This is a genomic window from Halopseudomonas salina (genome assembly GCF_008641105.1).
Genome location: NZ_VTTI01000005.1, coordinates 211,172 through 237,357, shown reverse-complemented (window position 1 = coordinate 237,357; position 26,186 = coordinate 211,172). Strand labels below are relative to the sequence as shown.

At 57.9% G+C, this 26,186-nt stretch carries 24 protein-coding genes and 1 tRNA gene; 8 read left to right on the top strand and 17 right to left on the bottom strand.

Annotated features, from left to right (window positions below):
* Positions 1–13 precede the first annotated feature (13 nt).
* From ispG to trmJ, 8 genes are all read right to left on the bottom strand, one after another.
* Positions 14–1,126, bottom strand: coding sequence for a flavodoxin-dependent (E)-4-hydroxy-3-methylbut-2-enyl-diphosphate synthase (gene ispG, locus FZF01_RS10375; RefSeq protein ID WP_150278092.1), 1,113 nt, complete (start codon positions 1,124–1,126; stop codon positions 14–16).
* A gap of 12 nt (positions 1,127–1,138) precedes the next feature.
* Positions 1,139–2,161: a RodZ domain-containing protein gene (locus tag FZF01_RS10370; RefSeq protein WP_150278091.1), complete on the bottom strand. Its 1,023-nt coding sequence runs from the start codon at positions 2,159–2,161 to the stop codon at positions 1,139–1,141.
* Positions 2,158–2,922, bottom strand: a complete 765-nt coding sequence (gene pilW, locus FZF01_RS10365; RefSeq protein WP_373286449.1) for a type IV pilus biogenesis/stability protein PilW — start codon at positions 2,920–2,922, stop codon at positions 2,158–2,160. Before pilW ends, FZF01_RS10370 begins: the two co-directional genes overlap by 4 nt.
* Before the next feature lie 25 nt (positions 2,923–2,947).
* A complete protein-coding gene (gene rlmN, locus FZF01_RS10360) occupies positions 2,948–4,108 on the bottom strand; it encodes a 23S rRNA (adenine(2503)-C(2))-methyltransferase RlmN (RefSeq protein ID WP_150278090.1) in 1,161 nt (386 codons plus the stop codon).
* 27 nt (positions 4,109–4,135) lie between these two features.
* Positions 4,136–4,564 (bottom strand): nucleoside-diphosphate kinase, encoded by a 429-nt coding sequence (ndk, locus tag FZF01_RS10355; protein ID WP_150278089.1) that lies wholly within the window; start codon positions 4,562–4,564, stop codon positions 4,136–4,138.
* Positions 4,565–4,696: 132 nt separating this feature from the next.
* Positions 4,697–5,848 carry an IscS subfamily cysteine desulfurase gene (locus FZF01_RS10350; RefSeq protein WP_229734567.1) on the bottom strand — a complete coding sequence of 384 codons (1,152 nt, stop codon included), beginning with the start codon at positions 5,846–5,848 and terminating at the stop codon, positions 4,697–4,699.
* 12 nt (positions 5,849–5,860) lie between these two features.
* Positions 5,861–6,682, bottom strand: coding sequence for a serine O-acetyltransferase (gene cysE / locus FZF01_RS10345; protein ID WP_150278087.1), 822 nt, complete (start codon positions 6,680–6,682; stop codon positions 5,861–5,863).
* Positions 6,683–6,684: 2 nt separating this feature from the next.
* Positions 6,685–7,464: a tRNA (cytosine(32)/uridine(32)-2'-O)-methyltransferase TrmJ gene (gene trmJ, locus FZF01_RS10340; protein WP_223825471.1), complete on the bottom strand. Its 780-nt coding sequence runs from the start codon at positions 7,462–7,464 to the stop codon at positions 6,685–6,687.
* A 147-nt stretch (positions 7,465–7,611) separates the two neighbouring features.
* Here trmJ and suhB point away from each other — a divergent pair, with 147 nt between their 5' ends.
* The gene (suhB, locus tag FZF01_RS10335; RefSeq protein WP_150278085.1) at positions 7,612–8,427 is read left to right on the top strand and encodes a type III secretion system regulator SuhB; all 816 of its coding nucleotides are present in this window, start codon (positions 7,612–7,614) and stop codon (positions 8,425–8,427) included.
* A gap of 254 nt (positions 8,428–8,681) precedes the next feature.
* Here the strand turns inward: suhB and secF are convergent, their stop codons facing one another.
* The 5 genes from secF to queA form a co-directional block, all read right to left on the bottom strand.
* Complete coding sequence (gene secF, locus FZF01_RS10330; protein WP_150278084.1) at positions 8,682–9,596, bottom strand: protein translocase subunit SecF; 915 nt, start codon at positions 9,594–9,596, stop codon at positions 8,682–8,684.
* A gap of 10 nt (positions 9,597–9,606) precedes the next feature.
* Positions 9,607–11,475, bottom strand: coding sequence for a protein translocase subunit SecD (secD, locus tag FZF01_RS10325; RefSeq protein WP_150278083.1), 1,869 nt, complete (start codon positions 11,473–11,475; stop codon positions 9,607–9,609).
* Positions 11,476–11,536: 61 nt separating this feature from the next.
* On the bottom strand, positions 11,537–11,869 hold the full coding sequence (gene yajC, locus FZF01_RS10320; RefSeq protein WP_150278082.1) for a preprotein translocase subunit YajC: 333 nt from the start codon (positions 11,867–11,869) through the stop codon (positions 11,537–11,539).
* Between the two features lie 58 nt (positions 11,870–11,927).
* Positions 11,928–13,046, bottom strand: coding sequence for a tRNA guanosine(34) transglycosylase Tgt (gene tgt / locus FZF01_RS10315; protein WP_150278202.1), 1,119 nt, complete (start codon positions 13,044–13,046; stop codon positions 11,928–11,930).
* 5 nt (positions 13,047–13,051) lie between these two features.
* Positions 13,052–14,101, bottom strand: a complete 1,050-nt coding sequence (gene queA / locus FZF01_RS10310) for a tRNA preQ1(34) S-adenosylmethionine ribosyltransferase-isomerase QueA (RefSeq protein WP_150278081.1) — start codon at positions 14,099–14,101, stop codon at positions 13,052–13,054.
* Positions 14,102–14,252: 151 nt separating this feature from the next.
* Between queA and FZF01_RS10305 the strand changes: the two genes are divergently transcribed.
* The 3 genes from FZF01_RS10305 (at position 14,253) to FZF01_RS10295 (ending at position 17,009) form a co-directional block, all read left to right on the top strand.
* Positions 14,253–14,339, top strand: a tRNA-Leu gene (locus tag FZF01_RS10305).
* A gap of 199 nt (positions 14,340–14,538) precedes the next feature.
* Positions 14,539–15,039: a DUF3015 family protein gene (locus FZF01_RS10300; protein WP_223825470.1), complete on the top strand. Its 501-nt coding sequence runs from the start codon at positions 14,539–14,541 to the stop codon at positions 15,037–15,039.
* An 86-nt stretch (positions 15,040–15,125) separates the two neighbouring features.
* The gene (locus FZF01_RS10295; protein ID WP_188434456.1) at positions 15,126–17,009 is read left to right on the top strand and encodes an Lnb N-terminal periplasmic domain-containing protein; all 1,884 of its coding nucleotides are present in this window, start codon (positions 15,126–15,128) and stop codon (positions 17,007–17,009) included.
* A gap of 68 nt (positions 17,010–17,077) precedes the next feature.
* On the opposite strand, the gene trxB is transcribed toward FZF01_RS10295, so the two are convergent.
* Entirely contained in the window at positions 17,078–18,025 is a 948-nt protein-coding gene (gene trxB, locus FZF01_RS10290; RefSeq protein WP_150278079.1) for a thioredoxin-disulfide reductase, read from the bottom strand.
* Between the two features lie 197 nt (positions 18,026–18,222).
* Between trxB and cysZ the strand changes: the two genes are divergently transcribed.
* Together cysZ and FZF01_RS10280 are read left to right on the top strand one after the other, a co-directional pair.
* On the top strand, positions 18,223–18,966 hold the full coding sequence (gene cysZ, locus FZF01_RS10285) for a sulfate transporter CysZ (protein WP_150278078.1): 744 nt from the start codon (positions 18,223–18,225) through the stop codon (positions 18,964–18,966).
* Between the two features lie 53 nt (positions 18,967–19,019).
* On the top strand, positions 19,020–20,258 hold the full coding sequence (locus FZF01_RS10280; RefSeq protein WP_150278077.1) for a glycosyltransferase family 4 protein: 1,239 nt from the start codon (positions 19,020–19,022) through the stop codon (positions 20,256–20,258).
* Here the strand turns inward: FZF01_RS10280 and FZF01_RS10275 are convergent.
* From FZF01_RS10275 to FZF01_RS10265, 3 genes are all read right to left on the bottom strand, one after another.
* Positions 20,227–21,336 carry an NADH:flavin oxidoreductase gene (locus FZF01_RS10275; protein ID WP_150278076.1) on the bottom strand — a complete coding sequence of 370 codons (1,110 nt, stop codon included), beginning with the start codon at positions 21,334–21,336 and terminating at the stop codon, positions 20,227–20,229. The two genes, FZF01_RS10280 and FZF01_RS10275, sit on opposite strands and share 32 nt — an antisense overlap.
* Positions 21,337–21,455: 119 nt before the next feature.
* Positions 21,456–22,043: a TetR/AcrR family transcriptional regulator gene (locus tag FZF01_RS10270; protein ID WP_150278075.1), complete on the bottom strand. Its 588-nt coding sequence runs from the start codon at positions 22,041–22,043 to the stop codon at positions 21,456–21,458.
* 169 nt (positions 22,044–22,212) lie between these two features.
* A complete protein-coding gene (locus FZF01_RS10265) occupies positions 22,213–22,698 on the bottom strand; it encodes an FKBP-type peptidyl-prolyl cis-trans isomerase (RefSeq protein ID WP_150278074.1) in 486 nt (161 codons plus the stop codon).
* 146 nt (positions 22,699–22,844) lie between these two features.
* On the opposite strand from FZF01_RS10265, the gene FZF01_RS10260 reads away from it, so the two are divergent.
* Both FZF01_RS10260 and pta read left to right on the top strand, forming a co-directional pair.
* Positions 22,845–24,032 (top strand): acetate/propionate family kinase, encoded by a 1,188-nt coding sequence (locus FZF01_RS10260; protein ID WP_150278073.1) that lies wholly within the window; start codon positions 22,845–22,847, stop codon positions 24,030–24,032.
* A 27-nt stretch (positions 24,033–24,059) separates the two neighbouring features.
* Positions 24,060–26,186, top strand: a complete 2,127-nt coding sequence (gene pta / locus FZF01_RS10255; RefSeq protein WP_150278072.1) for a phosphate acetyltransferase — start codon at positions 24,060–24,062, stop codon at positions 26,184–26,186.

The window sequence follows — 26,186 nt, the reverse complement described above, 5'->3', positions numbered from 1 at the left end:
CATCTTTCCTTAATCAGCCACGGGCGATGGTATTGGCTTCCAGCGCCTGTTTGGCAGCAATCTTGTCTCGAATGAGTTTTTCCAGCGTGTCGACCAGGTGAACATTATCGACTTTCTGGTCCGGCGTGCCGCCGACGTAAATCAGGTTGTTCGGAGAGCCACCTGTCAGACCGATATCAGCCTCTTTGGCTTCGCCGGGCCCGTTCACCACGCAACCAATCACTGCCACATCCAGAGGTACCACGACATCCTCGAGTCGTGCCTCGAGCTCATTCATGGTCTTGATCACGTCGAAGTTCTGACGCGAGCAGCTTGGACAAGCGATAAAATTGATGCCCCGCGAGCGCAGGCGCAGTGACTTGAGCAGGTCGTAGCCTACCTTGATCTCTTCCACCGGATCGGCAGCCAGAGAAATTCGGATGGTGTCTCCGATCCCCTCGGCAAGCAGCATGCCCAGACCCACGGCAGATTTGACCGTGCCCGAACGCAGCGCACCCGCCTCGGTAATACCCAGATGCAATGGCTGATCGATCTGCGCAGCCAGCAACCGGTAGGCACCCACGGCCATGAACACGTCTGATGCCTTAACGCTAACCTTGAAGTCCTGAAAATCCAGCTTGTCGAGATACTCGACGTGACGCAACGCAGACTCCACCAGGGCCTCTGGCGTCGGCTCTCCGTATTTTTTCTGCAGGTCTTTTTCCAGGGAGCCTGCGTTCACACCTATGCGAATAGGGATACCATTGTGACGCGCAGCGTCAACAACCGCGCGAACCCTGTCTTCACGCCCGATATTACCCGGATTGATGCGCAAACAATCAACGCCCAACTCGGCGACTCGAAGCGCGATCTTGTAGTCAAAATGAATATCCGCAACCAGCGGCATGGCAGTCTGCTTGCGGATCTCGCCGAATGCTTCTGCAGCTTCCATGCTGGGCACCGAAACCCTGACGATGTCTGCACCTACAGCCTCCAGCTGCCTGATCTGGGCAACTGTGGCGGCCACATCACAGGTTTCTGTATTGGTCATGCTCTGCACGGAGATGGGCGCATCGCCGCCGACCAGGACCGACCCAACCCGGATCTGCCGTGACACTCTGCGCTTGATGGGTGACTCGTGATGCATCGCGTAGCTCCTTCAGCCCAGGCGCAGGCGAACAACGCCCGATTCGCGGACGCTTTGCGTGTCCACCGGCTCGCCATTGAAGGCAATTGTTGAAACGGCCTCAACCGCGCCGATTACCACCTCTATTGGCCCCTGATGATCGATTGACAGCGACTGACCTGCCTGCATAAGGCCGCTGTGCAAGGAGTCGCCACCTGGGGTCCTGACCTGCACCCAACAGTCACCGGTGAACTGCATCTGCAACCCGCTACCCGCCACTGCCGGCTGCTCTTGACTTTCCACAACAGGCTCTTGCTCGACAACCGCCGTAGGCTGCGGCTGTTCAACCTGATCCAGCGCAGCCTGTGGCTCCTCAACAGGAATCTCGGCCGCACCATCAGACATTGTTCCGTCGTCTGGCACTGCGAGGTTACCAGTGGCGTCTGCCGGGCCCTCAGCGTCTGTCACCGAAGTCACCGGATCGGGAACCGACATAGCAGCTTCACCGGGCGGCGAGGGCTCCGAGGCAAAATTCTCGGGCAACGCCAGCGCATCTACCTCAACCTCATCAAGGGCCTGACCAGCGATACTGGACACATCCTCGACAGAACGCGTCGGCTGGCTGTCGTACCACCAAAGGAGAATGGAGGCCAGGATGGCCAGAGCGACGATCACCGTTGTCCAGGTCACCAGCATACCGCCCGCCTTGCCCGGCTTGGTCATCTTGTCGATGCCGCTGACCTGACGCTCACGCACTTCAATACCCCGTGACCGGTCGTATTCCAGCACCAACCGGTTGGCGTCCAGGCCCAACAAGCGAGCATAGCTGCGCACATAGCCACGGGCGAAGGTGTCCCCAGGTAACTGATCGAAGCGTCCGGCTTCAAGATGAACCAGTATTTTCTCCGGAAGCCGCAAACTGGTCGCCGCCTCGGCAGTGCTCAGCCCCTTGGCTTCACGCGCTGCCTGCAAGGTGGCGCCGGGATGGGCCATCCGTCCGTCGTCAGGCCGAAATTCACCATTTGGCGGCATCGCATCTCGCTGCTCTGTACTCATGATTGATCTGCTGCCTTCAATGCTTGCGCTTCCGGGCTTGTTGGATACAGGCGACGCAACTGCAGCGCGTAGCTTGCAGCGCGATTGTGATCTTCAAACCGCCGTGCCAGCTGAATGCCTAGCCAGAGGCTGGCGGCATTCTGCCCGGAAAACTGGGTGAAATTGCGATAGTAGTCCCATGCCGGGACATAATTCTGCTGAGAGAACTCGATCTTTGCCATCTCCAGCAGTGCCAGAGGTTGCCGGCTATTCAATCGCAGGGCACGCTCGAAGCTCGCCTTGGCTTCCTCCGGCTGGTCCATGCGCTGATAAGTCAGACCGATATTCTCAAATACCCTGGAGCGCTCACCATACAAAGTGTCCTGCGCTGCCTGCTCGAAGTAACCCAGAGCATCCTGATAGCGCTCTTCACTGAGCAGGAAAACCCCATAATTGTTCAATATTCTCGGATTGGCCGGCTCACTGGCCAGAGCATCCCGATAATGCTTGTCAGCCGAACCGGTTTCACCTTCCTGCTGAAACACCATCGCCAGCGCCAGGTGTGCAGCAGCCGAGCGAGGATCCAGTTTCAGTGCTTCGCTGAGTGGCGCCTTGGCACTTTCTGTTTCGCCTTCGCGAAGATAGCCAAGGCCCAGCTGAATATACGCATCACGCCCGGCGTCCGGATCAGGCTTGTTTTTTTGCGGCTGGTCGCTGGTTGTTACACACCCGCTGAGGGCGATGGCCGTTAACAATGTTACCGCGATCATCATTCTGTTCATCACAATCGATCCTCGGTTGGATGGCTTACCGGTCCGCGCTGGAGGGCTGCTCCACAGGCTGCCCGTCGACCGGTAATTCTCTTAGAGCGATGTAGCGTTCGCTGCGTCGGGTACGATCCATGACCTGCCCGACCAGTTGGCCACAGGCGGCATCGATATCTTCACCCCGGGTGGTCCGAACGGTAACGTTGTAACCCGCCTTGTGCAGCATATCCTGAAAGCGGCGAATACTGTTGTTACTTGGCCGCTCGTAACCCGAATGGGGAAAGGGATTGAATGGGATGAGATTGATCTTGCACGGCGTTTCGCGGAGCAGCTCAATCATCTCTTCGGCATGTTCCGGCTGATCATTGATGTCCTTGAGCATGGTGTACTCGATGGTCAACACCCGCTTCTCGCCCAGTCTGGCCATATATCGATTGCAGGCGGGCAGTAGAACTTCCAGCGGATACTTCTTGTTCAGCGGGACCAGCTGGTTACGCAGGGCGTTGTTGGGTGCATGCAGCGACAAGGCCAATGCTACGTCAGTCACCTCGCCCAGCTTCTCGATCATCGGCACGACACCGGAGGTCGACAGCGTAACCTTGCGCTTGGATATCCCATAACCCAGATCATCCATCATCAACAACATGGCATCGAGCACATTGTCGAAGTTCAGTAGTGGCTCACCCATGCCCATCATCACCACGTTGGTAATGGCGCGGTCCGTCTTGGCCGGGATACTGCCGAACGACTTGTTGGCGATCCAGACCTGGCCGATGATTTCAGCCACGCTCAGATCACTATTGAAACCCTGCTTGCCGGTAGAGCAGAAACTGCAGTCCAGCGCACATCCCGCTTGGGAAGACACACACAAGGTGCCCCGCCCATTCTGAGGGATGTAGACAGTCTCCACACAGCTGCCAGAGGCAACGCGTACGACCCACTTGCGTGTGCCGTCGGTGGAGATATCTTCGCTGACCACTTCCGGCGGACGAATCTCGGCGCAGGCTGCGAGCTTTTCACGCAGCGCCTTGCTGACATTCGTCATTTCGTCGAAATTACCGACACCCTGGTGATGAATCCACTTCATAAGCTGTCCGGCACGGAAGCGCTTTTCCCCGAGGCTCTCGAAGAAGGCTTCCATTTTCGGCTGGGTCAGACCCAGCAGATTAACTTTGCCGTTGGCATTGGTTGTAGCAGTCACATCATCACCCTGGTGTTGAAAGTCGTCTCAGCCGCGCGGGCAAAGATCAGTTTCTGCGAAAAAATAACCGATTTCGCGAGCCGCTGAGGTAGTGGAATCCGAACCATGTACAGCGTTGGCATCGATGGATTCAGCGAAATCAGCGCGAATGGTGCCTGCGTCGGCTTCCTTGGGGTTGGTGGCGCCCATCAGTTCACGGTTCTTCAGCACGGCGCCTTCGCCTTCCAGCACCTGCACAACAACCGGACCGGAGGTCATGAAGCCAACCAGATCCTTGAAGAAGGGACGTGCACTGTGCTCGGCATAGAAGCCTTCAGCATCGGACTGGGACAGCTGAACCATCTTGGCAGCCACAACGCTCAGACCCGCCTTCTCGAAACGGCTGATGATCTGACCAACAACATTCTTGGCAACGGCGTCGGGCTTGATGATGGACAGGGTACGTTCTACGGCCATGGAAAACTCTCCAGAAAATAATTGTGAGGTGAGAAATTTTACGAAATTGTTAACCCGCGGATTATACGCAGGTTAGAGGGAAATACATACCGGCCAGCAGATTCACCAGCCTAGCGCGAGGGGGCAACCGGTTCAGCCGCCCTGGCGCAACCTGGGAACCACAGTGCAGAGTATCTGCGCAGCACGTTTCACTTCGTCGGCCGAGGTAAAGCGACCCAACGAGAGACGCAGCGACCCCTGGGCAAGCGCATTGGACATACCCAGTGCACGCAGCACATAGGATGGCTCAACCGAGGCAGAAGTACAGGCCGAACCCGAAGATAGAGCCAGATCTTTCAAGGCAAGAAGCAGTAGCTCCCCGTCCACTCCGGCAAAGGCAAGATTGAGGTTGTGCGGTATGCGACGCTCACGGCTACCATTGAGAAACACCTCGGGCAACTCGGCCAGACCGGCCAGCAACAGGTCGCGCAGGTCGCTAATGCGCTGATGTTCCTGGTCCATCAATTCCCCGGCCAGAGCAAAACAGGCTCCCATACCGACAATCTGATGGGTGGGCAGGGTACCTGAACGCATGCCACGCTCGTGACCACCCCCGTGAATCTGCGCCTCAAGCCGCAGGGAGGGATCACGGCGCACGTAGAGCGCTCCAACACCCTTGGGCCCGTAGGTCTTGTGGGCACAGAAGGACATGAGATCAACCGGTAACTGATGCAGATCGATCGGCAGCTTTCCAGTGGACTGCGCCGCGTCCACATGCATCAACGCCCCCCCTGAGCGGGCAATATGACCCAGAGCCGCAATATCGTTGATGGTGCCAATCTCGTTGTTTACGTGCATAAGCGATACAAGAATGGTGTCCTCGCGCATCGCCTGCTGTAGTTGCTGCGGCTCGATGATCCCCGAAGCTTCCGGTTTGAGCCAGGTCACTTCGAAACCCTCACGCTCCAGTTGATGACAACTATCGAGCACCGCCTTGTGCTCGATCTGCGACGTGATGATATGCCGTCCACGCTCGGCACGACAGCGCGCCGCACCCTTGATCGCCAGATTATCGGACTCGGTCGCGCCAGAGGTCCAGACTATTTCCCGCGGGTCGGCACCCACCAGGTCAGCTACCTGGCGCCGCGCAAGCTCTACCGCCTCCTCGGCCTTCCAGCCGTAGATGTGTGAGCGTGAAGCCGGGTTAGCAAAATTGCCGTCCATCGTCAGACAACCCATCATCTTTTCGGCAACCGCAGGGTCAACCGGGGTAGTGGCGGCGTAATCGAGATAGATCGGCAACATCGGCATCGTGTCCTATAAACGCCCAGCATCGCTGGCATCATCGGATTTGGCTTCAACGCTATCGACTTCAGCCTTGAGCAGATCGAAATCCTCGCCGCCCAGCACTGGCAGCTCCTTGGCACAGTAATCACTGCCAAGCTCGCCCAGGGCGTGGCACATACCTTCCAGGCGACTGTCCACCGCCTGCATATGGTCAAGCATCTGACCGATTGCCCGAGCTACCGGGTCAGGCGTATCACGGGTGACCCCATAGGCATCGAAACCGAGCTTTTCGGCCATGGCCTGACGCTTGGCGCATTGCTCGTCGGCACGCTTATCCGACTCCTTGAGAATGACACGACCAGGTATACCCACCGCAGTTGCACCAGCAGGCACAGCCTTGGTGACTACCGCATTGGATCCGATCTTGGCACCGGCACCCACCGTGAAAGGCCCCAGCACCTTGGCCCCGGCACCCACAACCACACCGTCTTCCAGGGTTGGATGGCGCTTGCCCTTATCCCAACTGGTGCCACCCAGAGTGACCCCCTGATACAGCGTTACATCATTACCGATCTCGGCCGTCTCGCCGATGACCACCCCCATGCCGTGGTCAATAAAGAAACGGCGACCCAGTTTCGCGCCGGGATGAATCTCGATACCGGTCGCCCAGCGGGCGAAGTTCGACACCATGCGCGCTACCAGTCTGGCGTTACGCACCCACAGCGCATGGGCCAGTCGATGCAACCAGATGGCGTGCAGCCCGGGATAGCAGAACAGCACCTCCACGGTGCTGCGTGCTGCCGGATCCCGGTGGAACACACTGGCAATATCTTCCTTCATACGCTTGAACATGGTTAACGTCTCCGCTCACCGGTCGCTTTCACGCCGATGGCTTTCTGTGTTTCGGTAAGGATGCCACGCAGAATGTTCATTTCCATCCGATTTATCCGGATCCGGCCATACAGGCGGCGCAGTCGTGGCATCAATTGTCTGGGTTTCTGCGGGTCGAGGAAGCCGATTTCAACCAGCACCTGCTGCAGATGGCCAAAATATTGCTCCATCTCCTCGGCAGTAGTGGGAATTTCGTTCTGGGTTGCCGTGGTTTCGATCTTTTGCATGTGGGTAGGCTGGTCCTGACGCTTGAGCACCAGCATACGCAGTTCATAGGCCAGAACCTGTACCGCGGCCGCCAGATTCAAAGAGCTGAAGTCCGGATTCGAAGGTATATGCACATGGAACTGGCAACGCTGCAGCTCTTCGCTAGTCAGGCCGGAATCTTCCCGTCCGAATACCAGCGCCACCTGTGCACCCGGCAGCTCGGCTATCTGATCGAGCACCTTTTCCGCCGCTTCGCGAGGGTCTACTACCGGCCAGGGGATGCGCCTGTCCCGCGCACTTGTACCCATCACCAGCACGCAGTCGGCGATAGCTTCCTCAAGGGTGGGGACAATCAAGGCGCCTTCGAGCACATCGTCGGCTCCGGCCCCGCGTGCAGCGGCATTGGGATCCGGAAAACGCTGCGGATCGACCAGTACCAAGCGGGTGAGCCCCATATTTTTCATTGCGCGGGCCGCGCCACCGATATTGCCGGGATGACTGGTATTGACCAGAACCACTCGAACGTTGTCCAGCACGTAAGCACTCCACGACGGTTGCGCCGGTTGGCGAGGAACCGCACATCTTACAAAAGCCAGCACACAAAGGCCATGATGCATTCATGTTGGCTGGCTTATCTGCTACAATTTCTGGCTCTTCGAAACCCCCTAATCAGAGACACCCGTATGCAGCCCATGTTGAACATCGCCCTGCGCGCCGCACGCAGCGCAGGAGAACTGATCTATCGCTCCGTAGAGCGGCTTGACGTTCTGACCGTCAACGAGAAAGAGGCCAACGATTACGTTACCGAAGTTGACCGGGCTGCCGAACAGACCATCATCGCCCATCTGCGCAAGGCCTACCCGAATCACGGCATTCATGCCGAGGAATCCGGCTTTCAGCCTGGCCAGGGTGACGGCGCCGACATTGTCTGGATCATCGATCCGCTGGACGGCACTACCAACTTTATCCGCGGTATTCCTCACTATGCAGTCAGCATCGCCTGCCGCATCAAGGGCAGAATTGAACACGCAGTTGTGCTGGACCCGGTTCGCCAGGAAGAATTCACCGCCAGCCGCGGCCGCGGAGCGTCCCTCAACGGCAAGCGCTTGCGGGTAACCTCACGCAAGACACTGGACGGTGCGCTCCTGGGCACGGGCTTCCCGTTCCGCCAGAACCAGATGGAATCACTGGACAACTACCTGGGCATGTTCCGCAGCCTGGTTGGCCAGACCGCCGGCATCCGCCGCTGCGGCGCAGCCAGCCTGGATTTGGCCTATGTGGCAGCTGGCCGCTATGACGCCTTCTGGGAGGCCGGCCTGGCCGAGTGGGACATGGCAGCTGGCACACTGCTGATTCAGGAAGCAGGCGGCCTGGTCAGCGACTTCACCGGTGACCACCACTTCCTGGAGAAAGGCCATATCGTGGCCGGCAACCCCAAGTGCTTCAAGGCGGTACTGACTGCCATTCAGCCGCACCTGGCGCCAGGCATGAAGCGCTAAGGCGCTTCAGCCAGCTGCAAGCTTCAAGCTTCCAGCGGCAAGCGGCAAGCTTCAAGCAGGCCGGAGTGGCTCGAAGCTGGAAGCAAAAAAGGTTCTTCGCTTTGGTCCGTATCGCAACGGACTTTAGCCAAGAACCTTTTTTTACGTCTGCACGGCCAGCTTGAAGCTTACCGCTTGTCGCTTGAGGCTTGAGGCTTCTAGCTTTTAGCTTGCCGCTTGCCGCTTGAAACTTGCCGCTCGGCGGCGTGCTGCCGTTAGGGGCGGTCGTCCACTTCTTCTTCAATCTGCGGCGGAATCAGATCTTCGCGGGTCAGGTTCATCGTCATCAACAGGCCGTTGGCCACATAGATAGACGAATAGGTACCGATACCCACACCGATGATCAGCGCCAGCGCAAAACCCTGGATATTCTCGCCACCGAAAAAGTACAGCGCGAAAAGTACCAGCAAGGTCGATGCCGATGTTGCCAAGGTTCGCGCCAGCGTCTGAGTAGTGGATACGTTGATCACTTCTTCCAGATCGGCATTGCGCATCACTCGCAGGTTTTCCCGGACCCGGTCAAACACCACGATAGTATCGTTCAGCGAATAACCGATCACCGCCAGCAATGCCGCCAGCACCGTCAGATCGAAGGACAAGCCGAAGAACGAGAAGATACCCAGCGTGAAAATCACGTCGTGAACCAGCGCCACGATGGAGGCCACGGCGAACTTCATCTGAAAACGCAGCGAGACGTAGAGCAGGATTCCGCCCATCGCCAGCAGCATGCCCAGGCCGCCCTGATCACGCAGCTCTTCACCTACCTGCGGCCCGATGAACTCGATACGCTTGATGGTGACTTCACCGCCTTCTTCACTCTGGACGATTTCCGCGATCCGGCTACCCAGATCTGGATCTTCACTGGCCAGCCGGATCAGCACGTCGGTGGATGCACCAAAGTTCTGTACCACCGCATCGTCGTAACCCGCCGCGCGCAGGATGGTTCTAACCTCGGACAGATCCGCTGCTGACTCGTATTGCAGCTCGACCAGCGCGCCACCTGTGAAGTCGAGGCCCAGATTGAGCTGCTTGACCGCAAGGCTGGCGATGGAGCCGATCATGAGAACAACGGCGACTGCGAAGAAGAACTTGCGCAGCCCCATGAAGTTGATGCTTTTACTGGTAATCATGACGCGCTCCTCACAGCCACAGCTTCTTGATGTCACGCCCACCAATGGTCAGGTTGACCATCGCCCGGGTGACCATGATGGCACTGAACATCGATGTAAGAATGCCCAGCGAGAGCGTTACCGCAAAGCCCTTGATCGGACCGGAGCCCATGGCAAACAGGATCACACCCACCAGCAGGGTTGTAAGGCTGCCGTCGATGATCGCAGAAAATGCCTTGTCGTAACCTTCGTGGATAGCCCGTTGCGCTGATACTCCACCGGCAATTTCCTCCTTGATACGGGAAAAGATCAGCACGTTGGCGTCCACCGCCATACCCAGCGTCAACACGATACCCGCAATACCCGGCAACGTCAGCGTGGCGCCCAGCAGAGACATCAGAGCCAGTAGCAGCACCAGGTTGAAGCTCAACGCAATCCCCGCGAACACCCCAAAAACCTTGTACAGAATCAGCATGAAGATCAGCACAAGCACGAAACCGGCTTGCGTGGCCGATATGCCTTTGGCGATGTTCTCCGCACCCAGGCTCGGACCTACGGTACGCTCTTCAACGAAGTACATCGGCGCTGCCAGACCACCGGCACGAAGCAACAAGGCCAGTTCAGAAGATTCTGCAGGCGAATCCAGCCCGGTAATCCGGAACTGGTTGCCCAGCGTACTCTGAATAGTCGCCAGGCTGATGATGCTCTTTTCCTCGATAAAGGCCGGCACATCCACTTCGACCATCTCACCGTCGACTTCCTGCTGAACCTTGCGGGAAATCTGCCGTTGCTCGATGAAGATCACCGCCATACCGCGGCCCACGTTGTTGCGCGTGGCGCGGGTCATCATGTCGCCGCCAGGGCCATCCAGACGAATATTGACCTGGGGCTGACCGTTCTCGTCATAGTTGGACTGTGCATCGGTGACCTGGTCACCGGTGAGAATGATGCTGCGCTCTACGTCAGCTGGTGGCCGCTTGTCACCGCGAAAGTCAAAGGTCTCAACAGTGGCGCGTGGCGCATCCGGCTCCGCACCAAGGCGAAACTCGAGGTTCGCCGTTTTGCCCAGAATACGCTTGGCTTCGGCCGTGTCCTGCACACCTGGCAGCTCCACCACGATGCGATTGGCACCCTGACGCTGAACCAGCGGCTCTGCAACACCCAGCTCGTTCACCCGATTACGCACCGTAGTCAGGTTCTGACGCACCGAATAATCACGAATTTCTGCCATTTCGGCTTCAGTCAGGGTCAGACGCAGCACTTCCAGTTCTTCACGGCTGACGGTAGTCATCTGGAACTGGTTGTAGTCGGCACCGATCAGACGCTGTGCTTCCGACAACTGCGCCTCATCAGTAAACCCGAACTGCAGCACATTGCCCTGATTGGGCATGCTGCGATAGCGCACACGCTCCCCGCGCAACAGATTCCGGATTTCGCTTTCGTACACATTGACCCGCGCTTCAATGGCCTTGTCCATGTCCACTTCCAGCAGGAAGTGCACACCGCCAGACAGATCGAGACCCAGCTTCATGGGACCGGCGCCAATGTTCATCAGCCACTGCGGCGTGGTTGGAGCCAGATTCTGGGCAACGATGAATTCCTGGCCAAGGGTGCGGCGCACCACATCCTGCGCTGCCAGCTGGTCTGCCCGGTTGACCAGACGCACCAGCCCGGAGCGATCAAGATCGCCCAGATCAGTGCCCTTGGTCTCTATACCGGCCGACTGCAACGCGGACTCGATACGATCCAACTCACGCTGCTCGATAGTCTGACCAGTCTGTGCGCCGGAAATCTGAATAGCCGGGTCGTCCGGATAAAGGTTAGGCAATGCGTAGATCACGCCGAGCACGAGTACGGCGACGATCAGCAGGTATTTCCAGAGGGGATAACGGTTGAGCATATCGGAGCCCGATAACAATCCGGGCGCCAAAGGGCGCCCGAAGAAAGGTGGTTGGTGCGGATCAGATGGCTTTCAATGTGCCCTTGGGCAGCGCCGCTACAACAGCGCCCTTCTGGAACTTCAGCTCCTGGCCTTCGCTCACTTCCAGCACGATGAACTCGTCGGTAACTTTCTTGACCTTGCCAAGAATACCGCCGCCGGTGACAACCTCATCACCTACGCCCAGACCGCCAATCAGATTCTTGTGTTCCTTGGCGCGCTTGGCCTGGGGACGCCAGATCATCAGATAAAAGATAACCAGAAAACCGACCAGAAAAATCCACTCGAAACCACCACCCATAGGGGCTGCAGCCCCAGCTTCCTGGGCCATGGCGGCAGGTATGAAAAAGCTCATGTGACACTCCTGTAGTATTTACTCGAAAGAAAGATCAAGGGCGCTTCCAGAGCGCTTTTCAGGCCTCCAGGGGAGGTACCGGCAAGCCAATCCGAGCGTAGAAGTCGTCCACAAAGGCGCTCAATGTACCTGTTTGGATGGCACCGCGCAAACCGCTCATCAGGCGCTGGTAGTAGCGCAGATTGTGGATGGTGTTAAGCATACTGCCGAGCATTTCATCGCACTTGTCCAGATGGTGCAGATATCCGCGGGAAAAATTCTGGCAGGTGTAGCAGTCGCACGTCGGATCCAGCGTCGAAGAGTCGTGCTTGTGCACCGCGTTGCGGATCTTGATCACGCCCGCATCAACAAAGAGGTAGCCATTGCGCGCGTTGCGTGTGGGCATCACACAATCGAACATATCCACCCCGCGGCGTACCCCTTCAACCAGATCCTGGGGCTTGCCGACACCCATCAGATAGCGCGGCTTGTCGGCCGGCATGTGCTGGGGCAAGAAGTCCAGGACCTTGATCATCTCTTCCTTTGGCTCGCCGACAGACAGCCCGCCAATCGCCAGACCGTCGAAGCCGATTTCGTTCAAGCCTTCCAGCGAACGCAAACGTAGCTCTTCATGCATGCCGCCCTGCACAATCCCGAACAGCGCAGAGGGATTATCGCCGTGAGCGTCCTTGGAGCGTTTCGCCCAGCGCAGGGACAACTCCATCGAGCGGCGAGCAGTATCAACGTCCGCGGGATAGGGGGTGCACTCATCGAAGATCATTACGATATCCGAGCCCAGGTCCCGTTGAACCTGCATCGACTCCTCCGGCCCCATGAATACCTTGGCGCCATCAACCGGGGAGGAGAAATACACGCCCTCCTCCTTGATTTTGCGCATGGCGCCAAGACTGAACACCTGAAAACCGCCGGAATCGGTCAGAATCGGACCTTGCCATTGCATGAAGTCATGCAGATCCCCGTGCGCCTTGATCACCTCTGTGCCAGGGCGCAGCCACAGGTGAAAGGTATTGCCAAGAATGATTTGGGCGCCAATCGCTTCCACATCGCGGGGCAACATGCCCTTGACCGTGCCGTAGGTACCCACCGGCATGAACGCGGGGGTTTCCACCGCACCGCGGGGGAAAGTCAGCCTGCCGCGACGCGCCTTGCCGTCGGTGGCCAGCAACTCGAAGTTCATGTGACTCATGCTAGGTCCTCGGGTCCGGCCGCGGCCGGATTGCGGGTGATGAACATGGCATCACCGTAACTGAAAAAGCGGTAATGCTCCGCGACTGCTGCCTGATAGGCCGCCATGGTTTGCGTATAACCGGCAAACGCCGACACCAGCATCAGGAGCGTCGATTCCGGCAGATGGAAATTGGTCACCAGGGCGTCAACCACATGGAAGGGTCGCCCCGGGTAGATAAATATATCGGTATCGCCACTAAAGGGCTTCAGCTCGCCATCTCGGGCCGCGGTTTCAAGGGATCGCACGCTGGTGGTGCCCACTGCGATCACCCTGCCCCCGCTTGCCTTGCAGGCCTTGACCGCGTTGACCACGTCCGCGCCGACTTCCAGCCATTCGCTATGCATCTGGTGATCTTCGATACGCTCGACCCGCACGGGCTGGAAGGTGCCAGCCCCAACATGCAGGGTTACCTCAGCGCGCTGCACGCCCTTGTCGGCAATCGCCTGGAGCATTTCATTGTCAAAATGCAGGCCCGCGGTCGGCGCCGCCACCGCTCCAGCCTTCTGTGCATATACCGTCTGATAGCGCTCACGGTCCGCCGGCTCGTCGGCGCGGTCGATGTAGGGCGGTAGAGGCATATGGCCGACGCGCTCAAGCAATGGCAGTACATCTTCATCGAAGGCAAGCTCGAATAGCGCATCGTGACGCACAACCATGACCGCGACTGCACCGCCGTCGACGATAATGCGCCCACCTGCCTTGGGCGACTTGCTGGCCCGCACGTGCGCCAGCACACGCCGCGCGTCGAGCACACGCTCGACAAGTATCTCGAGCTGACCTCCAGTTTCCTTGCGACCAAAGAGCCGCGCAGGTATCACTCGGGTATTATTGAATACCATCAGATCGCCAGGCTGCAGATATTCCAGCAGATCAACGAAATGCCGGTGGGTCACCTTGCCGCTTGGACCGTCCAGGCACAAAAGACGGCTACTACGCCGCTCCGTTAGCGGGTGGTGTGCAATCAGGCTGTCTGGCAGATCGAAATGAAAGTCACTGAGACGCATGCAGAGATCGCTTCCGGACGTAGGAAAATGGCCGCACATAATAGCCGAAACCCGAACCCCGGGCCAAAGAAAGCGCATTTATTACAGCTTTCGGCATTGACCATCAACCCGCGGGATTCGTATACTCCGCGCCGTCTGTACTAAAGCACAGGCCTCGATGGCGGAATTGGTAGACGCGGCGGATTCAAAATCCGTTTCTGGTGACAGAGTGGGAGTTCGATTCTCCCTCGAGGCACCATTTGCACAGCAAATGGTCATTAAATTACAGACCCATCCCGGTGATTTCGCACCAAAGCATTCTCTTCAAGTACCGCTTGCAAAGCGTCTTCAATACTAGCAAAAGGCTATTGCCGTTTTTCGGACCTTGAAATATATTGCGTTTCCTCGGTTTTTTATGACCCGAGGTAATAAAAAATAATTCAGGAAGAATGAAAAACATGAAAATTAGAATCTTGGCTGCCGCCGCTATTGTTGCTTGTGTCTCTGTCAGTGCACCGTCCTTCGCACAATCCAAAGCTCCCGGCTCCGGCCCGAATCCATTCGTGGATTGCGGTATCGGCGCAGCTCTCTTCCCCAACACCGGTTGGGCTGCAGTTACCTCCAACGTGATCTGGGATATCGGCACCACCGCGGTAACATCTGCAACGATGAGCCCTGAAACCTGCTCGGGCAAAAATCTGGCCGCAGCACTTTTCATCAATGACACCTATGAAAGTCTGGCTGAAGAGACTGCCAAAGGTGAAGGCGAGCACCTGACTACCCTGCTGAATATTCTCGAGTGCGATGCAGCACGCCAGCCTGCAGCCATCACCAGCGCCCGTACCACTCTGTCCGGCCAGGTCGGCGCGGATGGTTTTGAAAACATGAGCCACATCGAAAAAGCCGCTGGCCTTTACGATGCCATGGATCAGGCTGTAAGCCTGAGCTGTCAGGCTTGAGTCGCCGGGTCGTCGGTGCCATGCACTGGCGACCCTCTTCCCGCGGTATCCCAGAACAATAAGACTTCCAAGTGCACCATTCCCTAGTGCGACATTTGCTCCGCCTGTTCGGCTGCCTGTTATTGATCAGCAGTCAGAACGCATTCTGCGACGAACAACCGGACGCTCTTCAGGAGTTGTCCAGCCACCCTGTCTGGCTGAATCTGCTCCACTACGAAAAAGCCGGATTGCTTCAGCCTCGCTTGCAAAGCGCGATTTCGAGCCCTGAATTCTTTCTTGCTGCCGATGGCCATCAGAACCCGCTCGCTGAACTACAGGCTACCCTTGCAGCACTGCAACAGAGTGTCGCCACGGACGATGCGGCTGGATCCCATGCCGTCTGCCGGTTTCCGGCCCGGGCGCTCTGGCTGCAGAGCCAACTCGGCACTGATCTGGAACTGCACAAGAATATTAACTGCACTGACCTCGACAAATGGACGCGGGACAATACCGTTTCGTCGGTCAGCGTGGTCTTCGCCACCGGCTATCTAGGCAATCCCGCCTCGTATTACGGCCATACCTTGCTGAAATTCAATTTTACAGGCGATGGCAGCGAGGGGGGGCTGATGGACGCAAGCCTCAATTATGGCGCCATTGTGGAAAACGATGACGATCCCGTAACCTATATCTTCAAAGGTATCTTCGGGGGTTACGACGGCGGTTTCAGCCATATCAATTTCTATTTCCACAATCACAACTATGGCGAAAATGAACTACGCGATATGTGGGAATACCAGCTAGATCTGCCCCCCGATGCCGTCGAGTTGGTTACCGCACACGCCTGGGAAGTACTCGGCAAGCGTTACACCTACTATTTTTTCCGGCGCAACTGCGCATACCGCATGGCCGAAATACTCGAAATCGTTGAGGGCCTGAAAATCGTGCCCGATAGTCGGCCCTGGACCATCCCACAAAGCCTGATCCAGAGCCTGGGCGACGCCAGTTACCAGAGCAGACCGCTTTTGTCCGAGGTGCGCTACCACCCCTCTCGTCAGTCTCGGCTATACACGAAATATCAAGCACTCAGCTCGTTCGAACAGCAACTGTTCAAACAACTGGCCCTCGAAGATATCCATTTTGAGGATGCCTCATTCACTGGCGCGGACCTGCCTTCTCGCCAGCGCATCCTGGACACCCTGCTGGATTACTATCAGTTCATACGCGATCGAGCAGCTGGCGCGGAGGACCCTGCCAACCTGGCGCACCGCGAGGCGCTGGCAATGCGTTACCAACTGCCACCTGGCTTACCGTCATTTGCCAACAAAAAGCCCGAATCCCCCCATACGGGCAGGGCTCCAAGCTGGTTTCAGTTAGGCATTACCCACAATTCCGACACTTCCCATGCCCTGTCGGTGCGTTTGAGACCCGCCTATTACGACGCTCTGGATGCAGATCATGCCCATGTAAAAAGAGCTGCACTGAGCATGGGCGATCTACGCCTGCATATTTCCGATCAGGGGATAAAGCTACGCCAATTGGACCTTATCTCCATAGCAAGCGTTAGCCCTGCTCTAACCGGGCTCCCGGGAGACACAGGCACGGCTTGGAACCTCAAGGTTGGCGTAGAACCCTTGCGCCTCGACTGCGAGCACTGCCTGGTACCACGCATACAGGCGGACAGAGGTTACGGCTACCGTTTTGATGAAAGCCTGTTTAGCACCACTTATATAGGTGCAGCAGTACAGGAAAGTCGACTTCAGGAAGGTTATGGTTTTGCCCGAATTGGGGCGCGGCTGAATCTCGCAACCGGATCGTTGTGGGAGGCGCAATTGCAGGTGGAGCATCGGCTCCCAGTCGCCGCAAAGGTGTCCGCCTACAACGCCTTGCGCTTGGAAGCGAGAAGAAGCATGGGGAGCAGCCAGGACCTGCGGCTAATGTACGAGCGCAATCGAGGTGACGAACTGACTCTTGCGCTAGGGTGGTACTGGTAGAAACGAAAAAGCCTCCTGTTAAGGAGGCCATTTCCAATACGATTACAGACTGCCAATGACGCAGGGCTTTACAGCTCGTCCAGATACCGTTCGGCGTCTAGCGCCGCCATGCACCCAGCACCAGCGGAAGTAATCGCCTGGCGATAGACATGGTCGGCGACGTCGCCGGCGGCAAATACGCCCGGTATATTGGTCGCAGTCGCGTTCCCTTCCGTGCCGCTCTGAATCTTCAGGTAACCGTCCTTCATATCCAGTTGGCCTTCAAACAGGCTGGTATTGGGGGTGTGGCCAATGGCAATGAAAACGCCGCTGAGCTGGATATCTTCGGATTCACCGGTGGTCTTGGCGATGCGCATACCGGTCACACCAGTCTGATCACCCAGCACTTCATCAAGGGTGGCATTGAGCTTGAGCTCGATCTTGCCTTCAGCGACGCGTGCCAACAGCTTGTCCACCAGGATCTTCTCGGCGCGGAATATTTCGCGGCGGTGTACAACGGTGACCTTGCGAGCGATATTGGCCAGGTACAGGGCTTCCTCGACTGCCGTATTGCCGCCACCGATCACAGCCACGTCCTGGTTACGATAGAAAAAACCATCACAGGTAGCGCAGGCAGAAACGCCCTTGCCCATGAAGGCCTCTTCCGAAGGCAGGCCCAGGTAACGGGCGGAGGCGCCCGTTGCGATGATGAGGGCGTCACACTGATATTCACCCTGATCACCCCAAAGAGTGAAGGGGCGCTTGGTCAGATCGACCTTGTTGATGTGGTCGAAGAGAATCTCGGTTTCAAAGCGCTCGGCATGCTCGCGCATCCGCTCCATCAAAGCAGGTCCCTGCAAGCCTTCCACGTCGCCTGGCCAGTTGTCGACGTCAGTGGTAGTGGTCAGCTGGCCGCCCATCTGCATGCCTGTGATCAACACGGGCTTGAGGTTTGCTCGCGCGGCATAAACGGCGGCGCTGTAACCTGCCGGGCCGGATCCGAGAATAATCAGACGGGTGTGACGTACATCGGTCATGCTGCCTCCAGAGCACCGCGATCGCGGTGGGGTTAATATGCGGACGGTCGATTTTGGCCGGGGATCCCCGGCGGACCAGAGCAGCGTTGCATGTTAGGCCATGCATGCTGGTACTGGGTATTCCAATCACTGTATAAGCCGGATAGTTTAACCCTATCACAGCGCTCTTTTATCCTCTTTCAGCAAGGATCTGTTTCATGAAGCAAACTTCTGCCCCATTGAGCGGCCCCGACTACCTGCGTCAAGGCTGGCAACGCGTGCGCCAGCCCGGGTTGCGCCGCTTTGTGGTGATCCCGCTGCTGCTGAATCTGGCGGTGTTTGCCGCCCTGATCGGCTGGGGTATACGCCAGTTCAATATCTGGATGGCACAGTTGATGGCAACGATACCGCAGTGGCTGAGCTTCATAGAATGGCTGCTCTGGCCACTCTTTGCGCTGCTGGTCCTCCTGGTCCTGTTCTTCGGTTTCAGCATCCTGGCCAACCTTATTGCTTCGCCCTTTTATGGCTTTCTTGCGGAGAAGATAGCTGAGCAGGAACGCGGGCAGGTCAGCCCGCCTACCGGCCTGCGGGACGTCATGCTGGTGGTGCCACGCGCCCTGGGGCGGGAGTTGCGCAAAATAGCTTACTTCCTGCCACGGCTGGTCATATTGTTACTGCTCAGCTTCGTACCGGTGGTCAATCTGATCAGCTCACCACTGTTGATTGTCTTTGGTGTTTGGATGATGGCTGTGCAGTATATTGATTTGCAGGCCGACAACGATCAGGTCAGCTTTATCGATCTGCTGCGCTGGATGCGGGGCAGACGGCTGCTCTCGATGGGGTTCGGCCTGCCGGTCTACGTGGGTATGCTGATTCCGCTGATCAACCTGTTGGTGATGCCCTCCGCCGTGGCGGGTTCAACATTACTGTGGGTGCGCGAACGGGGGTCAGCGCAGACATAAAACCGTTATCAAAACGTCACACTTGCATCATCGCGGCGCTCCATACTGGGATCATGAAAACAGATCCCGTTCCGCAAAAGTGCTTTGCCCTGGTCACCGAAACCTATGCACCCCAGGTGAACGGCGTTGCCAATACCCTCGGCCATTTGTGCCGAGGGCTCCTGAACCGCGGTCATCAGATACAACTGATTCGACCGGCCCAATCAGGCGAGCATCCAGGCATCAGCAACGGCCCGGAACTGCTGGAACGACGGGTCAACGGCATGGCCATTCCACGTTACCCCGAATTGCAACTGGGCCTGCCAGCCGGCAACCGCCTGCGTGCGATGTGGAAACGGCAGCGGCCAGACGCCATCTACCTTGCGACTGAAGGCCCTCTTGGCTGGTCTGCACTGCGCGTTGCGCGGAAAATGGGCATTCCAGTCATCAGCGGCTTTCACACGCACTTCCAGCAGTATGCCGACCACTATGGCGTAGGCCTGCTGCAGCAGCCGATCATGAGTTACCTGCGCTGGTTTCATAATCGTACGCAGCTGACCCTGACCGCCTGCCCTACTCAGCAGAAGGAGCTGATGCGTGCAGGGCTGGAGAATCTTGTTCTGCTTGGTAGGGGAGTGGATTGTGAGCGCTTTCACCCGAGCCATCGCAGCACGAACCTGCGCCAGCAATGGCAGGCGGGAGAAAATGACATCGTGCTACTACACGTGGGCAGACTAGCCCCGGAAAAGAATCTTTTACTTCTGATACAAGCCTGGAAAGAAGCGCTTGAAACAACTGATCATCCGGAGCGATTACGGCTGGTCGTAGTAGGTGACGGCCCAATGCGGGCAGAATTGCAAAAGCAGTTACCCGACGCCCTCTTTACCGGCTGGTTGAACGGAGCAGAACTGGCCAGCGCTTACGCCAGTGCCGATATATTCGTATTTCCAAGTATTGTCGAAACCTTTGGCAATGTGGTGACCGAGGCAATGGCGTCGGGCCTTGCAATCAATGCGTTCGACTCCGCTGCCGCGCACCAGCACATACGTGACCGCTTCAGTGGCTGCCTTGCCCCCGTGGGAGATGCCAAGCAGTTCACCTGCAACCTCCTATGGCTGATCGATGACGTTGAGGGAAGGCGAAGCGTGCGGATACATGCTAGACACCGGGCCTGTCAGCTTGGCTGGGGCCCGGTGATTGATCGGTTCGAAGGTTACCTGAGCAGAGCTGCATCAGGTCCGGCGAAGATGACACGCGCCACCCACGCCAGAGACCCGAGGCTCAAGCCAGGGTCTTCAGAGCCTCGCGGCTGAAGGGCAGGATTTCACTGAAACGACCTTCGCGGACCTTGTCTGCCCACTCGGGGTCAACGATCAGCGCACGGCCTACCGCCACCAGGTCAAACTCATTGGCCGCCAGGCGCACCAACAGGTCGTCGATGTTGGCAGTCTGAGCCACCTTGTCGGTCTTGACCATGAATTCCAGGAACTCGCCGTCCAGTCCCACACTGCCTACAGTGATGCAGGGCTTGCCAGTGATCTTGCGGGTCCAGCCAGCCAGGTTCAGATCGGAGCCTTCAAACTCAGGCTCCCAGAAGCGGCGCTGCGAGCAGTGGAAGATATCCACGCCGGCCTCAACCAGCGGTGCCAGGAAAGCTTCCAGCAGCTCAGGCGTCGGCGCCAGGCGCGCGGTGTAGTCCTGCTGCTTCCACTGGGAGAAGCGGAAAATGATCGGATACTCGGGGCCCACAGCAGCACGCACGGCACTGATGATTTCCACCGCGAAGCGTCCACGATTTTCCATGCTGCCGCCGTACTCGTCATCGCGGGTGTTGGTACCCTCCCAGAAGAACTGGTCGATCAGGTAACCATGGGCGCCGTGCAGCTCGATCGCATCACAACCGATTTCCTTCGCATCGCGGGCAGCCTGGGCAAAGGCTTCAACTACTTCACGGATGTCGTCACGGGTCATGCCATGGACGATTTTTCTGCCGTCCTTGAGCTTTTCCATGGGACCGTAACCGGGCACATCGGCGTTCGGCTCCGCGCCCAGACGACGGGTGTTCCCCACGTGCCACAGCTGGGGTGCAATCTTGCCGCCAACCGAATGGACCGCGTCGACAACTTTCTTCCAACCGGCCAGAGACTCTTCACCATGGAAAGCGGGTACGTCAGGGTAGCCACTGGCTGCCGCGTGATTGACAGTGGTGCCTTCGGTGATGATCAGGCCCACACCGGATTCAGAGCGACGACGGTAATACTCGACAACCTGGTCAGTCGGCACACCATTGGGTGAAAAGTTACGGGTCATGGGTGCCATCACGATGCGATTGCTCAGCGTGAGGGGACCGTACTGGAAGGAGGAAAACAGTGAACTGGTGTCAGCGGACATGGATAGAACTCCTGTAGTGAGTTGAATGTTGGTTGGCAACCGCGGTTCATCGGTTATCGAGTGGACCGGTCGTCTTGTTATAGGGTCAGTGTAATAGCATCAGCCGGCCGACAGCTCCGTCAGGGCCGCAGCAGGCGCTCCAGCTGGCTGATAAAAACGCGTAACGGGCCTATTTGCCGGTCTACCTTCATGCGCAGCAAGGCACCTTCCCATGCAGCGCCAATAAAGGCGCCCAACGCATGGGGGTCTTGATCAGAGGGCAACTCGCCAGCCTCACGGGCTTCAACCAGACAATTAGCCAGCAACTCACTAGAGCGATTGAGAATGGCACTTGCGGCATAACCTATAGGTTGGCTGTCGCCTGCCTTCTCATGGCAAAGGCTACCAATGAAGCACTGGTGAGTTGGCTCATGCTGATTGGCAAAATACCCGACCAGATCCCGATAAAAACGCAGAATTCGCTCCCGGGGGCTTGCATCGTCGGCCTGCAGTGCACTGCCAAAGCGCTCTAGCCTCGGCAAGTAATAGTAATGCAGGGCCTGAATGGCAAAGTCTTCCTTGCTTTCGAAGTAATGGTAAAAGGAGCCCTTGGGCACACCGGCGCTCTGGGTGATTTCCTGCACACCCGTTCCGTTATAACCCTTGAGCAGCATCACTTCAGTGCCGGCGGCCAGAATGCGTGCGCGTTTATCTTGAATAGCGTTCATGACGACTAATATACGACCGGTCACCTATTATTAATAGCGCACCCCAGGATAATGGATTCTACTGATAACACTGAATAGCCAAACAGCGCTCACAAAAAAGGCTCCCCTTGGGAAGCCTTTTTCACTGCATGGCTTTGGCCCGGCCGTCAGCCGGGACCCTCAACCAGCCTTAGTGCTCAACGCCACCTTCACCATGGATGTGACCATGGGCGATTTCGTCTTCGGTCGCATCACGCACTTCAACCACCTTGACTTCAAAAGTCAGGCGTTGGCCAGCCAACGGATGGTTGCCGTCAACGGTCACTTCGTCACCCTCGACTGCGGTGATGGTGACAATCTGCATGCTGCCATCAGGACCGGAGGCGTGGAACTGCATGCCCGGCTCAAGCTCATCGACACCTTCGAACATGTTGCGGCCCAGCACGGCTACCAGTTCGGCGCTGAATTCGCCGTAGGCATGCTCTGGCTCAACGGTCACTTTCAGCTCGTCGCCAGGCTGCTTGCCTTCCAGCTCCTGCTCAAGACCGGGGATGATGTTACCCGCACCTTGCAGATACACCAGCGGACCACCACCAGCGGACGAATCAAGTACTTCGCCGGCATCATCGGTGAGTGTGTATTCAATCGATACGGCTTTGTTCGCAGCAATCTGCATAATTCGTCACCTGTCTTTTCGCTTAAAACGGAGCAGTTTACGCCGTTTGACCGCTGAACGCACGGGTTGACCGACGCAAGGCTGGTATAGACTATGACCCGGAAAGATTTCCGACCGCCATCTGGCCGACCACTGACGAGGTAACGATGACCCAGCGACTGGTTCTGGTAATCAATTGCGGCAGCTCCTCCATCAAATTCGCACTGCGCCGCGAGGGCGACAGTGCAGCACTGCTGAGCGGCCTTGCGGAACGGCTGGGTAGCGATCAGGCCACACTCCAATGGAAGACTGCCAGCGCGCTGGAAGAAACCTTGCTTGAGGATGGCGAACATGGATCAGCCATGGCCGCCCTGCTCCCCCTGATCGAACAGCACGCCGGCCAACCCTTGAGCGCGGTAGGTCACCGGGTGGTACATGGCGGCGAACACTTCACCCAAGCCCAGCTGATAGACAACAAAGTAATAGCTGCCATCAGTGCCAATGCCGACCTGGCACCCCTGCACAACCCCGCCAACCTGACCGGTATTCAGGCCGCAATGGCCGTTTTTCCCGACATACCCCACGTGGCTATATTCGATACTGCTTTCCACCAGAGCATGCCCGCGTACGCCTATCGCTACGCAATACCGGAAGCCCTTTACCGGGAGCACGCCATTCGCCGTTATGGCTTTCACGGAACCAGCCATCAATACGTTACCCATCGGGCGAGCCTGCTCAGTGGCCACGCGCCTGGCAGGGGCGCCTGGCTCAGTGCCCACCTGGGCAACGGATGTTCAAGCTGTGCGGTGCTGGACGGACGCAGCCTGGATACCAGCATGGGGTTGACGCCCCTCGAGGGCCTGGTAATGGGCACCCGCAGTGGCGACGTAGACCCTAACCTGCATGCTCATCTGGGCCGCACGCTGGGCTGGGACTTGCCAAGAATCGAACAACTTCTCAACCGCGAAAGCGGACTGCTGGGCCTTTCCGGGCTGACCAACGACATGCGTCAGTTGGAGGCCGCCGCCGACGACGACCACGAAGGAGCGAAACTGGCCATTGAGGTGTTCTGCTACCGACTAGCCAGATCTCTACTCGGCCTGTGCGCAGCACTGCCGCGCCTGGACGGGCTGCTGTTTACCGGCGGTATTGGCGAAAATTCGGCGAAGATTCGCGCACGCACGGTGGAACACATGGGTGCAATGGGCCTCAAACTCGATGAGGCAGCCAACAACGGCCATGCCCGTGGTGAAGCCGTTGCTATACATGCCAAAGGCTCCCCGACCATCTGGGTCATCCCCACCGACGAGGAGCGCCAGATAGCGGATGAAAGCCTGGCCCTGCTCGATCACTGACACCTACATCACAGGCGGTATGACTGCATGCACACTTTTTTCATAGCTCCAACCGGCTTCGGGGTTGGCTTGACCTCGATCAGCCTCGGCCTGATTCGCTCACTGCAACGCGCAGGCTTGCGCGTGCATTTTCTCAAACCCATCGCCCAACCCCACCCCGGCGACCTGGGTCCTGAGCGCTCGACCGAACTGATCAGCCGCACGCTCGATCTCAAGCCGCCCAAGCCGTTGGCACTGGCCGATGTGGAGCACCGGCTGGCAAACGGCCAGCTCGATGAGGTTCTGGAAGACATTGTCAGCAGTTATCAGCTCGCCGCGATAGACGCCGACGTGGTGATTGTCGAAGGCATGGTGCCAACCCGTCAGGCCAGTTATGCCGCGCGCATCAACCATCACCTGGCTCGCAGCCTGGATGCGGATGTAATCCTGGTCACCGCGCCGGATGACGACGACATGTCGAGTCTGGCTGACCGTATCGAAATTCACGCTCAGGGTTTCGGCGGCCCGAGCCATCCCAAGGTACTCGGCGTGATCGTCAACAAGGTACGCGGACTCGAGCTGGCGGACAGGCTGCCAAGCGACCGCAGCGAACTCAAACGTACCCTGAAAGAGTTCGCCATTGCCCTCAAACAGGAGTCCCAGGTACTGGATACCGAGGACTTCCGCCTGATCGGCTGCATTCCCTGGGAAGAGACCCTGAACGCGCCGCGCACGTCTGACGTGGCCGAACTGCTGCATGCAACCGTATTGCACGAAGGCCAGATCAACAGCCGCCGCGTCATGGAGATTGCCCTGTGTGCACGGACGGTACCCAATATCGTCGAGCGCCTTAAACCCGGTACGCTGATCGTCACGCCCGGCGACCGCGATGACATCATCATTGCCGCAAGTCTGGCGTCCCTGGCGGGCACACCCCTGGCAGGCCTGATGCTGACCAGTGGCTTCGCCCCCGATGAGCGGGTCATGCAGCTGTGCCAACCCGCACTGACCGGAGGTTTGCCGGTACTGTCCACAACCACCAACACCTTCGAGACTGCGACCCGGCTCGACCGCATGAATCGTGAAATTCCGGTAGATGATCACGAGCGCGCGGAACAGGTAACCGAGTTTGCCGCCTCCCACATCGACCACGCCTGGCTGGAGCGGCGCTGCGACGCGCCACGGGAAGCCCGCATGTCACCGCCAGCATTCCGTTACCAACTGATGACCCGGGCCCAGAAAGCAGCCAAGCGCATTGTTTTGCCGGAGGGCGACGAGCCTCGTACCGTGCAGGCTGCAGCCATTTGTCAACGCAGGGGCATTGCCCGTTGTGTCTTGCTGGCCAAGCGCGAATCGGTTGAAGCTGTGGCCCGGGCTCAGCACATCACCCTGCCGGATGACCTTGAGATCATCGATCCGGAGGAAGTCCGTGAGCGGTATGTCGACAAGATGGTCGAGTTCCGTGCCGGCAAGGGTCTCAACGCGCCCATGGCGCTGCAACAGCTCGAAGACAACGTGGTGCTGGGTACCATGATGCTGGCACTCGATGAGGTCGACGGACTGGTGTCCGGTGCCATTCACACCACCGCCAACACCATCAGACCGGCATTTCAGCTGATCAAGACGGCCCCCGGGTACAATCTGGTGTCTTCGATCTTTTTCATGCTGCTGCCCGAGCAGGTGCTGGTTTACGGAGACTGCGCGGTCAATCCGGATCCGAACGCTGAAGAACTGGCAGAAATCGCGATTCAGAGCGCCCGGTCCGCCGAGTCCTTCGGCATTCCAGCACGGGTGGCGATGATCAGCTATTCGACGGGCAAATCCGGTACCGGGGAAGATGTGGAAAAGGTCCGTGAGGCAACCCGCATCGCGTCCGAGCGCGAGCCCGGGCTTCTGATCGACGGTCCGCTCCAGTATGATGCTGCCGCGATTGCCAGCGTCGGCCTGCAGAAAGCACCAGATAGTCCGGTGGCCGGCAAGGCAACCGTGTTCGTGTTTCCAGACCTGAATACCGGTAACACGACATACAAGGCGGTGCAGCGCAGTGCCAACGTGGTCAGCGTTGGCCCAATGCTGCAGGGCTTGCGCAAACCGGTAAACGATCTGTCCCGCGGCGCCCTGGTGGACGACATTGTCTATACCATTGCCTTGACGGCCATACAGGCAGACAAGTAA